General features: G+C 72.5%; 13 protein-coding genes and 1 pseudogene. 9 read left to right on the forward strand and 5 right to left on the reverse strand.

The features are described 5' to 3' along the window. Positions 1-22 precede the first annotated feature (22 nt). The 3 genes and pseudogenes from rsgA (at position 23) to ADK66_RS27315 (ending at position 2,865) form a co-directional block, all read left to right on the forward strand. The gene (gene rsgA, locus ADK66_RS27305; protein ID WP_053660310.1) at positions 23-1,033 is read left to right on the forward strand and encodes a ribosome small subunit-dependent GTPase A; all 1,011 of its coding nucleotides are present in this window, start codon (positions 23-25) and stop codon (positions 1,031-1,033) included. Positions 1,034-1,061: 28 nt separating this feature from the next. Then, complete coding sequence (gene hisN / locus ADK66_RS27310; RefSeq protein WP_053660312.1) at positions 1,062-1,880, forward strand: histidinol-phosphatase; 819 nt, start codon at positions 1,062-1,064, stop codon at positions 1,878-1,880. Positions 1,881-1,939: 59 nt separating this feature from the next. Further along, positions 1,940-2,865, forward strand: a pseudogene (locus tag ADK66_RS27315) (hypothetical protein). Here ADK66_RS27315 and ADK66_RS27320 read toward each other — a convergent pair. Then, the gene (locus ADK66_RS27320; RefSeq protein WP_053660316.1) at positions 2,823-4,022 is read right to left on the reverse strand and encodes a glycosyltransferase; all 1,200 of its coding nucleotides are present in this window, start codon (positions 4,020-4,022) and stop codon (positions 2,823-2,825) included. The pseudogene ADK66_RS27315 and the gene ADK66_RS27320 overlap by 43 nt on opposite strands. Positions 4,023-4,249: 227 nt before the next feature. Here ADK66_RS27320 and ADK66_RS27325 point away from each other — a divergent pair, with 227 nt between their 5' ends. From ADK66_RS27325 to ADK66_RS27335, 3 genes are all read left to right on the forward strand, one after another. Further along, complete coding sequence (locus tag ADK66_RS27325; protein ID WP_053660318.1) at positions 4,250-5,248, forward strand: SDR family oxidoreductase; 999 nt, start codon at positions 4,250-4,252, stop codon at positions 5,246-5,248. Then, positions 5,248-6,057, forward strand: coding sequence for an ATP-binding protein (locus tag ADK66_RS27330; RefSeq protein ID WP_053660321.1), 810 nt, complete (start codon positions 5,248-5,250; stop codon positions 6,055-6,057). The genes ADK66_RS27325 and ADK66_RS27330 overlap by 1 nt, the downstream gene beginning before the upstream one ends. An 88-nt stretch (positions 6,058-6,145) precedes the next feature. After that, positions 6,146-6,718: a DUF5709 domain-containing protein gene (locus ADK66_RS27335; protein WP_053660323.1), complete on the forward strand. Its 573-nt coding sequence runs from the start codon at positions 6,146-6,148 to the stop codon at positions 6,716-6,718. A gap of 6 nt (positions 6,719-6,724) precedes the next feature. On the opposite strand, the gene ADK66_RS27340 is transcribed toward ADK66_RS27335, so the two are convergent. Continuing rightward, positions 6,725-7,378, reverse strand: a complete 654-nt coding sequence (locus ADK66_RS27340; RefSeq protein ID WP_053660600.1) for a response regulator transcription factor — start codon at positions 7,376-7,378, stop codon at positions 6,725-6,727. Positions 7,379-7,392: 14 nt separating this feature from the next. Then, positions 7,393-8,532 carry a MacS family sensor histidine kinase gene (gene macS / locus ADK66_RS27345; protein ID WP_053660325.1) on the reverse strand — a complete coding sequence of 380 codons (1,140 nt, stop codon included), beginning with the start codon at positions 8,530-8,532 and terminating at the stop codon, positions 7,393-7,395. 120 nt (positions 8,533-8,652) lie between these two features. On the opposite strand from macS, the gene ADK66_RS27350 reads away from it, so the two are divergent. Further along, positions 8,653-9,108, forward strand: coding sequence for an ATP-binding protein (locus ADK66_RS27350; RefSeq protein ID WP_053660327.1), 456 nt, complete (start codon positions 8,653-8,655; stop codon positions 9,106-9,108). 53 nt (positions 9,109-9,161) lie between these two features. On the opposite strand, the gene ADK66_RS27355 is transcribed toward ADK66_RS27350, so the two are convergent. Then, on the reverse strand, positions 9,162-10,100 hold the full coding sequence (locus tag ADK66_RS27355) for a ribose-phosphate pyrophosphokinase (RefSeq protein ID WP_053660329.1): 939 nt from the start codon (positions 10,098-10,100) through the stop codon (positions 9,162-9,164). Between the two features lie 77 nt (positions 10,101-10,177). On the opposite strand from ADK66_RS27355, the gene glpK reads away from it, so the two are divergent. Beyond that, positions 10,178-11,662 (forward strand): glycerol kinase GlpK, encoded by a 1,485-nt coding sequence (glpK, locus tag ADK66_RS27360; RefSeq protein ID WP_053660602.1) that lies wholly within the window; start codon positions 10,178-10,180, stop codon positions 11,660-11,662. A 134-nt stretch (positions 11,663-11,796) separates the two neighbouring features. On the opposite strand, the gene ADK66_RS27365 is transcribed toward glpK, so the two are convergent. After that, on the reverse strand, positions 11,797-12,630 hold the full coding sequence (locus ADK66_RS27365) for a phosphoribosylaminoimidazolesuccinocarboxamide synthase (RefSeq protein ID WP_053660331.1): 834 nt from the start codon (positions 12,628-12,630) through the stop codon (positions 11,797-11,799). Between the two features lie 148 nt (positions 12,631-12,778). On the opposite strand from ADK66_RS27365, the gene ADK66_RS27370 reads away from it, so the two are divergent. After that, complete coding sequence (locus ADK66_RS27370) at positions 12,779-14,110, forward strand: ABC transporter substrate-binding protein (RefSeq protein WP_231640218.1); 1,332 nt, start codon at positions 12,779-12,781, stop codon at positions 14,108-14,110. The last annotated feature ends 68 nt before the right edge of the window (positions 14,111-14,178 follow it).

The following is a 14,178-nucleotide window of genomic DNA, read 5'->3' on the forward strand; positions in this document are numbered from 1 at the left end:
CCGTCCCCAACACGCCGACGCTGTGGACGGCTTCGTCATCGCCGTCGACAGGGGTCGCTACACCTGCGTGCTTGCCGGTGCCGAGCGCGGCGTGGCCGGTGCCGAGCTGCCCACGATCACCGCGATGAGAGCCCGTGAGCTGGGCCGTAAGTCGGTGGTGGTGGGCGACCGGGTCAGCCTTGTCGGGGACACTTCCGGCGCCGAGGGCGCTCTCGCCCGCATCGTCCGGATCGCCGACCGCCGGTCGGTGCTGCGCCGCACCGCCGACGACGACGAGAGCACCGCCGAGGGTCGGCTGGAACGGGTGGTGGTCGCCAACGCCGACCAGTTGGTGATCGTCAGCGCGTTGGCCGACCCGCCGCCGCGTACCGGGTTCATCGACCGCTGCCTGGTGGCCGCCTATGACGCGGACGTCGAGCCGCTGCTCTGCCTCACCAAGGCCGATCTGGCCGGGCCGGAGGAGGTGCTGGGCTACTACGCCGAACTGGAGCTGCCGTACGTGCTCAACCGCCCCGACGCCGACCTGGCCGCGCTGCGCGCGCTGCTCGGCGGCCGGGTGTCGGTGCTGGTCGGGCACTCCGGGGTGGGCAAGTCGACACTTGTCAACCGGCTCGTCCCGGACGCCGATCGCGCCGTCGGCGTGGTCAGCGCGATCGGCCGCGGCCGACACACCTCGACGAGCGCTGTGGCGCTGCGGCTGCCCCCGGTGCCCGGCGTGGACACCGACCCGGGCTGGATCATCGACACCCCCGGCATCCGCAGCTTCGGGCTGGCGCACGTCTCCGCCGACAGCCTGCTGCACGGCTTCCCCGACCTGGTCGAGGGCACCGTCGACTGCCCGCCGAACTGCCCCCACAGCACAGACGAGGCCGAGTGCGGGCTGGACGCCTGGGTGGCCGCCGGCAAGGCCGACGCGCGCCGGCTGGCGTCGTACCGCCGGTTGCTCGCCTCCCGCGCCGGTGAGGGCGACTCGCGGGGCGACGCCGACCAGCGCGGGCCCGGCGAGGGCGACCGGCGCGGGCCGGACGAGTGAGCCGCCGGGCATCGGCTAGGTTGCCGGCATGACCGGGTACGCCGACGACCTCACCCTCGCCCACCTGCTCGCCGACCGGGCCGACGCCGTCGCCACGGCCCGCTTCCGGGCGCTCGACCTCCGTGTGGAGTCCAAGCCGGACCTCACACCGGTGTCCGACGCGGACACCGCGGTGGAGCGGGAGATCCGCGCGCTACTGGCGGAGCACCGGCCTGGTGACGGGCTGCTCGGCGAGGAGTACGGCGCCAAGCCGGACACCGACCCCGGCGGCCGCCGGTGGATCGTCGACCCGATCGACGGCACCAAGAACTTCGTCCGCGGCGTGCCCGTGTGGGCCACCCTGATCGCGCTCTACGACGGCGACCGGCCGGCGGTCGGCGTGGTGTCCGCACCGGCGCTGGGGCGGCGCTGGTGGGCCAGCGCGGGCGCGGGCGCGTACGCCGGACCGGGCCCTGCCGCCGGCGAGCGGATCAGCGTCTCGGCGGTCGGCCGGATCGACGACGCCAGCTTCTGCTACTCGTCGCTTACCGGGTGGGAACGCGCCGGCCGGCTCGACGCGATGCTCGACGTGATGCGGGCCAGCTGGCGCAGCCGGGCGTACGGCGACTTCTACGGCTACATGCTGCTGGCCGAGGGTGCGCTTGACGTGATGGTCGAGCCGGAGTTGTCACTGTGGGACGTGGCGGCATTGGTGCCGATCATCACCGAGGCGGGTGGCACGGTCACAGATCTGGCGGGTCGACCGGCTCCGGCGGGCGCGCCGGGCACCGAGAGCAGCGTGGTGGCGACCAATGGGTTGCTGCACACCGACATCCTCACTCGACTGGATCGGCCAGCCGAGCGCTGACCCCCGGCAACCTCTATCCTCGCCAGGTGGTCTCCTCCGGCTGGTGTTTTCTCGCGGCGATGATCGTCGCGTACGGCTTCGCCAACCTTCTCCAGTCGGTGGCTGCGGCCCGCACAACGGTCCACCACACCTTCGACCCGGGTCTGCTGTTGCGCCTCGCCGGGCACCGGACGTACCTCGTCGGGTTGGGCTGCCAGATCGGCGGTTTCGTGCTCGCGTTCCTGGCCCGGCGGGACCTGCCGCTGTTCCTGGTGCAGGCGAGTGTGGCCGCCGGGCTCGGGGTGACCGCCATCCTCGGGGTACTGGTGCTGAAGTGGCGCCTGCCGCTGGCGGAGGTGGTCCTGCTGGCTCTGCTCTTCGCGGGAATCACCGCGCTGGTGCTGGCCGCCCGGCCGGCGCCGTCACGGCAGCTCGGCACCGCCGGCTCGGTCGTGCTGCTGGCGGCGCTCGGGCTCATCGGGGTGCTCGGCGTCTTCGCCGTCCGGCTGCACGGCGCCCCCGGGTCGGTGGCGCTGGGTTCGCTTGCCGGCCTGGCGTTCTCCTCGGCCGCGGTCGCGGCCCGGCCGCTGGCTTCGGTGCCGTCGGCCGAGGCGTTCCTGTCCAACCCGCTGCTCTACCTGCTGATCGCGCACTCGATCGTCGGCCAACTGCTGCTCGGCCTGGCCATGCAGCGCGGCTCGACGACCGCCGCGGTCGCCGCAATGGACGCCGCCGGTGCGGTACCGGCGGCGATCGTCGGGCTGCTGCTGCTCAACGACAAGATCTGGCCGGGCCGGGAGTGGTTGGCGGCGGTCGGATTCCTGGTCACACTGGCCTCGGTGATCGGCCTGACCCGGTACGCCAAACCGCAGCAGGAACGGTCCGTGCCGCAGCAGGGTGGGCGGGCCATGGTCGGCATCGGCCGGCCTGTCTGAGCCGACACCGACCACGACCCGCCTGGGTTCACGCCTCCACGGGCTTGCGGCGGCTCACCACCCGCTCGTAGAGGCGCTCAAGCGCTCCGGCGGTGCGTTCCCAGGTGTAGCTGCTGCGGACCCGGTCCACCGCGGCGTGCCCGTACGCGAACCGGCCGGCGTTGTCGGTGAGCAGCCGGCGCAGGGACACGCCGAGCGTGCGCACGTCACCGGGCGGCACCAGACGGCCGGTGACCTCGTCCACCACTGCGTCGGCAAGGCCACCCATCGCGTAGCCGACAACCGGCACGCCGCAGGCCATGGCCTCCAGCGAGACGCGCCCGGCCGAGGAGTACCGCGGTGTGCAGGCCACCACGTCCGCCGACCGGTACCAGGTGGCCATCTGGTCGTGCGGCACCGCCCCGACCAGACGTACCTGGTCGGCCAGCCCGGCCCGTTCGGCCAGCTCGCGCAGTCGGCGTGCCTCTGCGTGGTTGGCCAGTTGACTGGCCGGCGGTCCACCGGCGATCACCAGCTCGGCGTCGCCGACCAGGCGCATGGCCCGGATCAGGTCGTCCTGGCCGTGGCCCGCGGTGAGCCCGCCGACGGAGAGGATCCGGGGCCGCTGCTCGCGCGGCGCCGCCTCACCGTCAGGGTGGAACAGTTCGGTGTCCACCCCGGCCGGCACCATCGCCACCGAGCTGCGTTGCAGACCCATCCGGGTCAGCTCGTCCACCTCGTCGTTGCTCTGGGCGACAGCGATGTCCACCGCGCGGGTCAACGCCCGTTCCAGCGGGATCCGCTGCCCCGGCCCGTCGTAGTGGCCGCCCAGGTGTCGCAGTTGCTCGATGCCCAGTGAGTGGAAGGTCTGCACCACCGGTATGTCGGTTTCACGGACGGCGTGCGCGGCGGCCAGGCCACCGATCCAGTAGTGCCCGTGCACCACCTCGGGCCGCCAGGCGCCGCCCCACTCGTCGGCCAGCCAGCGCCCGAACTCCGTCACGTGCGGAATCAGCTCGGCGGTGGCCAGCCGGGTGGGCGGGCCGCTGGGCACCCGGTGCACACGGTAGCCGTTGACGTCCGCCGTCACCGGCAGCTCCGGGTCGTCGCGGCGTTCGTAGATCCGGACATCATGGCCGCGAGCGGCCAGCTCTTCGGCGACCCGCGCGATGTGCTGCTGGGTACCGACCGGCGGGCCGTCGGCGTGCCGGTACGAACTGCTGTGCGCGCAGACGAGGCCGACGCGCATGGGTCACCTCCCTGCGATCTTCTCCTCGGCGGTCCGGTCAGAGCGTCCCATTAACCTGAGGGCCTGGAGCCGAAACCTGGCAGATCGGGAAACACCCCACCTCAGCTGCGTCGGCACCTGCGCCACGGCAGTCCCAACAGCCCGCCGCGACGCACCAGATCACGCTTCCCGATGATCGTCCGGCGGCCGGTGGTATGACCTGGTCCGCCCGGGGGTACCGCTCAGGAATGCCGCTGACCCGCAGTCTCGACGATTCGACCGTGGTGATCACCGGCGCGTCCAGCGGGATCGGCGCCGCCACCGCGTACGCGCTGGCCCGCCGGGGTGCCGCCGTCGTGGTGGCCGCCCGCAGCGAGCCGGCACTACGACAGGTGGCACAGCGCTGTCGGGAGCTGGGCGGTCGGGCGTTGGCGGTGCCTACCGACGTGACCGACCTGGAGTCGGTGCTGATGCTCGCCGATCGGGCCGTGGACGAGTTCGGCCACCTGGACGCCTGGGTGAACAACGCCGCCGTGAGCGCTGTGGGCCTGTTCGACGAGATCCCGGTCGCCGAGTTCCGCCGGGTGCTGGAGGTCGACCTGCTCGGCGCTGTGCACGGCATCAAGGCCGCCCTGCCGTATCTCAGCGCTGCCGGCGGCGGGGTGCTTGTCAACAACGCGTCGGTACTCGCCGAGGTGGCGATGCCGTACCAGTCGGCGTACAACACCGCCAAGCACGGCATCCGTGGGCTGGCCGACACCATCCGGCAGGAGCTGCGGGTCACCGGCCGGAGTCAGATATCCGTCTGCACGGTGCTGCCAGCCACCATCGACACCCCGTTCTTCCGGCACGCGGCAAACCACAGCGGCCGCGAGTTGCTGCCACCCCCGCCCGTTTATCCGCCGGAGGTGGTGGCCGAGACCATCGTCCGGTTGCTGCGCCGGCCGCGCCGCGAGGCGTACGCCGGCGGTGCCGCCCGGTTGGTGGGCCTCCAGTGGCGGCTCGCGCCGGCGCTTGTGGAGCGCACCCTCGGCTGGTACGCCCAGCGGACCCAGTTCGGCCCGGGTGCCCGGCTGGACACCAGCGGCAACGTGTTCCGGCCCGACGGGCAGGCAAGCCACGACGGTGGTTGGAACGGTCGTCGCCGGCACCTGGTGCGGATGACCGCCGCCTTCGGCCTAGCGGCGGCCGGCACCGCGGTCGGCACGATCGCGGCGAAGAGCCGCCGATCCCGGTCAGGTCGCTGATGACGGGCATCGACCGGCCGAACACGCCGTACCTCGGCGTGCCGAGCGGCGGCGCGGCGGCGCCCGCCGGCACGCGCTGCCGCGTGGAGGTGGACGACTCGTCCGCGGTGGTGCGGTTGAGCGGCGTGCTCGACCCGGCCGCCGCCGACACGGTCCGCGACGCGCTGCTCGCGCGGCTCTGCGACCGGCCCGGCCCGATCGTCGCCGACGTGACCCGGCTCCGGGTCGACGAACCTCCGGGGCGGAGTGTCTTCGCCCAGGTCCGCCAGGAGGTCGCCGACTGGCCCGCAGCGGATCTGCTGCTCTGCGACCCGGCGGTCTCCGGGGCCGGTAGCGCCGACACCGCGTTCGCCGGTGTCCCGGCCTGGCCCACCCTGGACGGCGCGCTGGCAGCGCTCGCCGCGACGCCACTCGCGGCGGTGCTGACCGTCGATCTGCCTCCCACCGTGGAGGCCGCTCGGCAGGCCCGCGAGTTGGTTGCCACCGGCTGCCGAAACTGGGGCATGCCGGCGTTGACCGAACCGGCCCAGATCGCGGTCACCGAAATGGTCAACAACGTGGTGGTGCACGCCCGGACGGTGATGAACGTCCGGCTGGCGCCGTACGACAACACACTGCAACTGTCGGTCCGTGACCACTCCCCGCGCTGGCCGACGTTCGCCGGGGTGTCCCCGCCGACGCGTGCCGGCGGCCGGGGCCTCCTGTTGATCGACACGATGGCCCGTCGCTGGGGTACCAGCGTGGTGCCGGACGGCAAGGTCATCTGGTGCGTGCTGCACCCGGACGACGAGGCCAGGGCGTTCGGCTGACGGCGGTTCCGCCCCCGCTGGCCGGTTCACTCCCGCATGACCGGCAGTGCTCCGGTTACGGCGGGAGGGCAGCGGGTAGTGATCAGACATGCGCGACAACGAGTACCCGACCCCCGTGTCCGACACCGAGGCGGAGGGGCTGCCCGACACCGCCGACGACGACTCGACCGCCAACGACGACGTCCTCACCGGGCGCGAGGCGGACGGCCCGGAGCCGGCCCAGCTTCCCGGCGACCGGACCCCGGTGGCGGTGGACCGCTTCGGCACCACTGCCGACGAGCAGCTCGACGGCGAGTCGCTGGACTACAAGCTCCAGCGGGAGAGCTTCGAGCGCCCGGTGGACGACCCGCTGGCCGGCCCGGTCGACCCGAAGATCGCCCTTGAGGCGGACAACGAGGCGGCCGCCGCGGAAGCCCAACTGGACGCCGACGTGATGGATCCGGGCCCCACCTCGGACCCGAACTCGCCGGTCTCCCTCTACGACCACGGCCAGCTCGGCACTGTCGCCGACGCCACGGTGGGTCGTCTGGTGCAACCGGACGAGGGGGCGCACACCGGCCAGGAGACCGACTCCGTGGCGTACGACGCCGGGTCGGCCGGTGGTGGGGCGACAGCCGAGGAGCTGGCCATCCACGAGACCGAACCGCCGCGTTCGGTCTGAGCGGGCTCAACCGTCCAGGCCCCGCTCGATGGCGTAGCGGGTCAGCTCGACCCGGTTGTGCAGTTGCAGCTTGCCCAGCGTGTTCTGCACGTGGTTCTGCACAGTGCGGTGGGACAGGCCGAGCCGCTGCGCGATCTGCTTGTACGACATCCCCTTTGCCACCAGGCGCAGCACCTCCGTCTCCCGGTCGGTGAGCCGGGGTGTGCCGGGTTCCGCGCTTCCGGCCGGCCCGGCCCCCGGCCCCGGCCCGGTGGCCAGCCGGCGGTACTCCCCCAGGACCAGCCCGGCCAGGCCGGGCGTGAACACCGGATCACCGACGGCGGTACGGCGCACCGCGTCGAGGAACTCGGCGGGCGCCGTCGACTTCACCAGGTAGCCGGTGGCGCCCGCCTTCACCGCGTCGAGCACCGACTGCTCCTCACCGCTGGCGCTGAGCATCAGCACCCGCACCTGAGGGAGCGCGGCACGCAGCCCGAGGACCACCTCGACACCGGAGATGTCCGGTAGTTGCAGGTCGAGGACGACGACGTCGGGCCGGGCGGCGGCGGCCACCCGGATCGCCTGCCGTCCCTCACCGCTGGTGGCCACCACGAGGAAACCGGCCTCGGTGAGATCGCGGGCCACGCCTTCCCGCCACATCGGATGGTCGTCGACGACCATCACCCGCAGGGCGGTCACCGTCCGGCCCTCGGCACTGTCAGCTCGATCTCGGTGCCGGCCTCGGGGGCCGAGATGATCCGTACCGTCCCGCCGAGGTCGGCCACCCGGCCCTGGATCGACTGGCTCACTCCGAGCCGCCCCTGCGCGGCGGCCTCGTCCAGTCGGCCGTCCGGGATGCCCGGCCCCTCGTCACGGATCGACACGGTCACCGTCTCCCCCTCGTCCTCGACCAGCACCCAGGCCCGCCCACCGGCGTGGCGTCCCACGTTGTCCAGGGCCGCGCCCGTCGCGGCAGCGACCTCCCGGGCCACCTGCCGGGGCAGGGGCACCGGGGTCGCGGGCGCGGACAGCGACACCGCCGTCGAGGCGTACCGGCCGAGCAGAGCACGAAGGTCGACCGCGTCCGTGTCGGGCAGGTCCGGCCCGACGGCACCGGCCGGGGCGCTGCCTGCGATGAGCGCCCGCAGGGCGGCTTCCTGCTCGCCGGCCAGCCGGGCCAGCTCACCGGCCTCGCCGGGCAGGTCCGCGCCACGCCGCTGCACCAGCGCCAGCACCTGGAGCACCGAGTCGTGGATGCCCCGGGCCAGCCGTTCCCGCTCCCGGGTGGCCGCCTCCAGCTCCACGGCGCGTTGCAGGCGCTCCTCGGCGTCGGCGGCAAGGCGCGCCACGTGCCCGACCACCACACCGGCGAGCAGCATGAGGATCACCCCGGTGAACGAGGACTGGCCGATCCGCTCACGGGTGGCCAGGTCCGCGCCGGCCACGAGCAGCGCGGCCACAGTGCCCCGCCGCCGGCCACCGGAGACGGCCCAGGCCAGCACCGGGCCGGCCATCCAGGCAACCCCAAGAGTGGGTACGCCGCTGGCGAGCGCCTCCCGCCCGACCACCCACGGGGTGGACAGCACGACGGCCATGACGACGCCGAGGTCGGTCAGCAGCAGCGGCCAGCGGCGCCAGCTCGGTCGGGCGTACGCGACGCTTGTCGCCGCGGTCCAGGCGACCATCACCAGGATCAGGGCACCGACCGCTACCGGGTGGGCGTACCGGTCGGCGTCGCGCACCGCGAGCGCGCAGACGTACGCCAGGGAGGCCAGCCGGAACACCGTGAGCGCCCGCCAGAGCGGCACCTCGAATCCACGCGGCGGCGACGGCATGGCGGTCAGGATGCCACAGCCGCGCCAACGCCGCGAAAGGCAGAGAGTGCGGGCCGAGAAACCCTGACGTACGGTTGAAAAGCCGCGAAACACGCCGGGATCCGCCGTCGGAACGGGGGCATGATGAACGCAGATCCGCACGCACCGCGTACGGTTGTGCCCATCGACCCTGCCCTCCTGATCGCCGAGGCCTTCGACCAGGCCCAGGTGACCGAGATTCGACACTCGGTCGCCTCCTGCGCGCATGCCTCCGGTCTCGCCGGCCAACGGCTTGACGACTTCGTGCTGGCGGTCAACGAGCTGATCACCAACGCGGTGCGGCACGGCGGCGGGCGCGGGTGGCTACGACTCTGGCAGGAGCCGGGCGTGCTGGTCTGCGAGGTCGCCGACCACGGCCGCGGCATCAGCCCGCAACGGCTGGGCGACCGACGCCGGCCGGCCCCGGACACCGCCGGCGGCTGGGGTCTGTGGCTGGCCCGGGAGCTGACCGACGCCATGGAGATCGCCACCAGCGGCGCCGGGACCACCGTACGCATCACCGCCGTCCTCACCGCCTCCGACCACACCCCGCGCTGACCTCGGGCCTCGACGGCCAGCGCGGGCAGTGGCAGCCGCTGGCAGCGGCCGGATCAGGCGAAGAGGGCGGAGACCGACTCCCCGTTGTGGATCCGGCGCATCGCCTCGGCCAGGGCGGGAGCCACCGACAGGACCTGGAGTTCGGGTACCTGTTTGGCGGCCGGGATGGGAACGGTGTTGGTGCAGACGATCTCCAGGACGCCTTCCTGGTCGCTGAGCCGCCGCAGCGCGTCAGCGGAGAAGAGACCGTGCGTGCAGGCCAGCCGGATCGAACGCACCTTCAGGCCGCGCAGGTGCTCCATCAACTCGATGACAGTACTGCCCTTGGCGATCTCGTCGTCGAGCACGATGACGTCACGGTCGGCCACCTCGCCGATCACCGCGCTGATCTTCACAAGGTCGTCGCTGAACCGCTGCTTCGCTCCGGCAGCTACCGGTGTGCCGAGCATCCGGGCGAAAGCCGCCGCCTCCTTGGCGTTGCCGAGGTCCGGCGAGACCACCACCGTGTCGCTGAGGTCGTAGCGCCGGAAGTGGGTGGCCAGTTCGCGCAGCGCGTGGAGATGGTCCACGGGGACGCTGAAGAAGCCGTGCACCTGCGGCGAGTGCAGGGTCATCGCGAGCACCCGGTCCGCGCCGGCCGAGGTGAGCAGGTCGGCGACGAGCCGGGCACCGATGGAGATCCGTGGCGCGTCCTTCTTGTCCGAGCGGGCGTACGCGTAGTGCGGCAGCACCACAGTGATCCGGCCGGCGGACGCGCCCCGGGCGGCGTCGATCATCAGCAGCAGTTCGACCAGGTTCTCCTGCACCGGGGGCACAAGCGGTTGGATCAGGAAGACGTCACGCTCGCGGCAGTTGGCCTGCAACTGCACTTCGAGGCAGTCGTTGGCGAACCGGGAGACGCGCACCGGATGCAGCGGCACCCCCAGGTGAGCGCAGATCTCGGCGGCGAGGTCGGGATGGGCGGTTCCACTGAAAACGGCGATGTCACGCACGTTCGCACATCGTAGGCGACGCGTAGGCCGACGTGACGACGGTCGCACCGTGCCACCGCTTTGGGTACGGTGCTGCGGTGACCCCCGAGTACGTCGCCGCCATCGACCAGGGCACCACCTCCTCGCGGTGCATCGTCTTCGACTCCGCCGGGGAGATCGTCGCCGTGGCCCAGCGCGAGCACCGGCAGATCTTCCCCCGGCCGGGCTGGGTGGAGCACGACGCCGAGGAGATCTGGGACAACGTCCAGCAGGTGATCTCCGAGGCGTTGCGGTCCGCCGGGACGGACGCGGCTGGTCTGGCCGCCGTGGGCATCACCAACCAGCGGGAGACGACACTGGTCTGGGACCGGGCCACCGGCCGCCCGGTGGCCAACGCAATCGTCTGGCAGGACACCCGCACCGGGCCGCTGCTGCGCGAGCTGGCCTCGGCGTACGGCGAGGAGCGGTTCCGGGTCCGCACGGGCCTGCCGCTTGCCACCTACTTCGCCGGCCCCAAGTTGCGCTGGCTGCTGGACGAGGTCGACGGCCTGCGTGAGCGCGCCGAGCGCGGCGAGGTGCTGTTCGGCACCATGGACAGCTGGCTGATCTGGAAACTGACCGGCGAGCACGTCACCGACGTGACGAACGCCAGCCGGACCATGCTCATGGACCTCACGACGCTCGACTGGGACCCGGAACTGCTGGACGCCATGGGCGTGCCTGCGGCGATGCTCCCGGAGATCCGCTGCTCCGCCGAGGTGTACGGCACGGCCACCGGCGTCCTCGACGGGGTGCCGGTGGCGAGCGCGCTGGGCGACCAGCAGGCCGCGCTGGTCGGTCAGACGTGCTTCCAGCCGGGCGAGGCGAAGTGCACCTACGGCACCGGCAGCTTCCTGCTGCTCAACACCGGCGCCACACCTGTCCCGTCGACGCACGGCCTGCTCACCACCGTCGCCTACCAGATCAAGGGCCAACCGCCGGCGTACGCCCTCGAAGGCGCCATCGCCGTCACCGGGTCGCTCGTGCAGTGGCTGCGCGACAACCTCGGCCTGATCTCCACGGCCGCCGAGGTGGAGGAGTTGGCCCGCACCGTGGACGACAACGGCGGCTGCTACGTGGTGCCGGCGTTCTCCGGGCTCTTCGCACCGCACTGGCGCAGCGACGCCCGCGGGGTGATCGCCGGCCTTACCGGCTACATCACGAAGGGGCACCTGGCGCGGGCGGTGCTTGAGGCGTCGGCGTGGCAGACCCGCGAGGTGGTCGACGCGATGGACGCCGACTCCGACGTGGCCCTGCGCCGACTCCGGGTGGACGGCGGGATGACCGCAAACGCCCTGCTCATGCAGTTCCTCGCCGACGTGCTCGACGTGCCGGTGATCCGCTCCCGGATCACCGAGACCACCTGCCTGGGCGCGGCGTACGCGGCTGGCCTGGCTGTCGGCTTCTGGCCCGACCTGGCCACGTTGCGCGCGCAGTGGCGCTCCGACGCGCAGTGGGAGTCGACCATGGCACCGGAGCTACGCGACAGGGAGCTGCACAACTGGCGCAAGGCGGTGCGGCGCACCCTCGACTGGGTGGAGTGACAAGCGCCAGCGACCGGGTGGAGTGACGCTGGCGACCGGGTGAACTGACGCAGGCCCGGTGCCGACGCCCACACGTCCCGGCCAAGCACGCGCGCGCAGCGCGGTGCGGACCCGGCGGATCGCCGGCGGCCCGCTCAGCTCCAGCGGTTGCCGGTGAGCTTCTCGTACACCTCGACGTAGCGGGCGCGGGTCGCCTCGACGACCTCGACGGGCACGTCCGGTGCCGGCTCCTGCTTGTCCCATCCGCTGCCGGTGGCCCAGTCCCGCACGTACTGCTTGTCGTAGGAGAACTGCACCCGGCCCGGCTGGTACGACTCGGCGGGCCAGAAGCGCGACGAGTCGGAGGTGAGCAACTCGTCGGCGAGGACCAGGGTGCCGTCCGGCGCCCAGCCCAGCTCGATCTTGGTGTCGGCGATCAGGATGCCCCGGTCGGCGGCCAGCTCCGCGCCGCGCCGGTAGACGTCGATGGTGATCTGCCGCAGCCGCTCGGCGGTGGCCTGACCCACCTTGTCCACCACGTCGTCGAACGTGATCGGCTCGTCGTGCTCGCCCATCGGCGCCTTGGTCGACGGCGTGAAGATCGGCTCGGGCAGGATCGACGCCTCACCGAGCCCCCGGGGCAGCGGCACGCCGGAGACCGCGCCGGTGCGCTCGTACTCCCGCAGGCCGCCGCCGGTGAGGTAACCCCGGGCGACGCACTCGACCGGGACCATGTCCAGCCGCTGGCAGCGGATGGCCCGGCCGGCGAACTCGGCCGGCACGTCGGTGGCGGAGATGACGTGGTTCGGCACGAGGTCGGCGAGCTGCTCGAACCACCAGAGCGAGAGCGCGGTGAGCAGTCGACCCTTGTCTGGGATCGGCGTCGGCAACGCCACGTCGTAGATCGAGATACGGTCCGAGGCGACCAGGATCAGGTCGTCGCCGTCGGCGTAGACGTCCCGGACCTTGCCCGAGTGCAGAAGTTCCACGCGCCCTAGTACACCACGCGGCAGCGGCGGTCCGGCTTCGGCCACCCGCGCGGGGGCCGGCCACCAGGGATGACCGGATGGACGTTGACACCCTTGTGCGCCGCCTGCGTGAATGGTCCGACCCCGCCCGCAGGTACCAGGAGACCCCGTGCCCGTTGTTCGACAGCCGATCGACCGCCTCGGCGCGGACCCGGGCCGGCGCCGTCTGCTCAGCGCGCTGCTCGGCGCTCCCCTGCTGGTCACCGGCGGACTGGCCGGGTGTACCGACGAATCCACCACGTCGGCCGAGAACGGGCCTGTCGAGCTGTCGGTCTTCTGGTGGGGCGGGCAGAAGCGGGCCGAGTTGACCGAGAAGGCTCTGCGGCTCTACTCGGAGCGCAACCCCCGGGTCACCTTCCGCGTCACCTGGCAGGGCGCCGACGGCTACTACGACCGGCTGGCCACGCAGGCTGCCGGCGGCAACATTCCGGATCTGATCCAGGTCGACGACGCCGTGCTTGCCGAGTACGCCGAGCGCGAGATCGTTCTCGACCTCACCGACAGTGTCGCCGACCGCCGGTTGGACCTGGGCGGTCTGCCGGACGGTCTCGTCCGCTCCGGCACCGTGGACGGCCGGACGATGGGGGTGGCCGCCGGGCAGACCCTCGGGGCCGTGGTCTTCAACCGTGACCTGCTGCGCGAACTGCGGGTGCCCGAGCCGCGCGGCGGAATGTCCTGGGCGGACTACATCGCCTGGGCCACAGAGGTCACCGAGGCCAGTGACGGCCAGGTGGCCGGTACGGTCGACGCGTCCGGCGACTACCGCGCCTTCTGGTTGTGGTTGCGTTCGCAGGGCGGCGAGTTCTATCGGGGCCGACAGATGGGCTTCGGCGCCGACGAACTGATCGCCTGGTTCGAGCTGTGGCAGCGGGCACGGGCAGGGCGGGCCACTCCTGGCGCGGCCCTCGTGGAGCAGTCCGACAGCGGAGAGCCGGCCCGGCAACTGGTGGTCACCGGGTTGACCGCCGCGTCCTTCGCCTGGTCCCACCAGCTACCGGACCTGCAACGGCTCACCGATGCGGAGCTGGGCGTGGTGGGCATCCCCGGCCCCCCGGGCTCGCAGTGGGCGAGGGCGTCGATGTACTGGTCCGCGTTCCGCGGCACCCGCCACCCGGACACCGTCATCGACGTGATCAATTTCCTGACCACGAACGGCGAGGCCGGCACGGTTCTCGGCCACGAACGCGGCCTCAACGCCAGCATCCCCGTACGCCGTTACACCGAGGGCAGCATCACCGACCCGGCTCAGCAGCGCGCCGCCGCGTTCGGCGCCAGCATCGCAGACCAGCTCGGGCCCGCACCCGCGCCGCCGCCGATGGGCCACGCGAAGGTACGTTCGCTGCTTGTCACCGCCGCGGAGAGCATCCGCGGCGGGCGGGCCGGCACGCGCGCGGCCACCTCACGATTCCTCTCCCTGGCCAACGCCGCACTGGCGGCGTGACCGCCGGGCGGTCCCGCAGCGCCGCCCGGCGTCGAGCTGACATCCGCACCCGGTCAGGCGGCATCGGC

The organism is Micromonospora sp. NRRL B-16802 (assembly GCF_001279555.1).
GTDB lineage: Bacteria > Actinomycetota > Actinomycetes > Mycobacteriales > Micromonosporaceae > Micromonospora > Micromonospora profundi.

Excerpts from the sequence above, each read along its gene's own strand:
- ADK66_RS27325 (WP_053660318.1), top strand. The coding sequence starts at position 4,250 with ATGCCGCTGACCCGCAGTCTCGACGATTCGACCGTGGTGATCACCGGC.
- macS (WP_053660325.1), bottom strand. The coding sequence starts at position 8,532 with ATGCCGTCGCCGCCGCGTGGATTCGAGGTGCCGCTCTGGCGGGCGCTC.
- ADK66_RS27335 (WP_053660323.1), top strand. The coding sequence starts at position 6,146 with ATGCGCGACAACGAGTACCCGACCCCCGTGTCCGACACCGAGGCGGAG.
- ADK66_RS27330 (WP_053660321.1), top strand. The coding sequence starts at position 5,248 with ATGACGGGCATCGACCGGCCGAACACGCCGTACCTCGGCGTGCCGAGC.
- hisN (WP_053660312.1), top strand. The coding sequence starts at position 1,062 with ATGACCGGGTACGCCGACGACCTCACCCTCGCCCACCTGCTCGCCGAC.
- ADK66_RS27320 (WP_053660316.1), bottom strand. The coding sequence starts at position 4,022 with ATGCGCGTCGGCCTCGTCTGCGCGCACAGCAGTTCGTACCGGCACGCC.
- ADK66_RS27350 (WP_053660327.1), top strand. The coding sequence starts at position 8,653 with ATGATGAACGCAGATCCGCACGCACCGCGTACGGTTGTGCCCATCGAC.
- ADK66_RS27340 (WP_053660600.1), bottom strand. The coding sequence starts at position 7,378 with ATGGTCGTCGACGACCATCCGATGTGGCGGGAAGGCGTGGCCCGCGAT.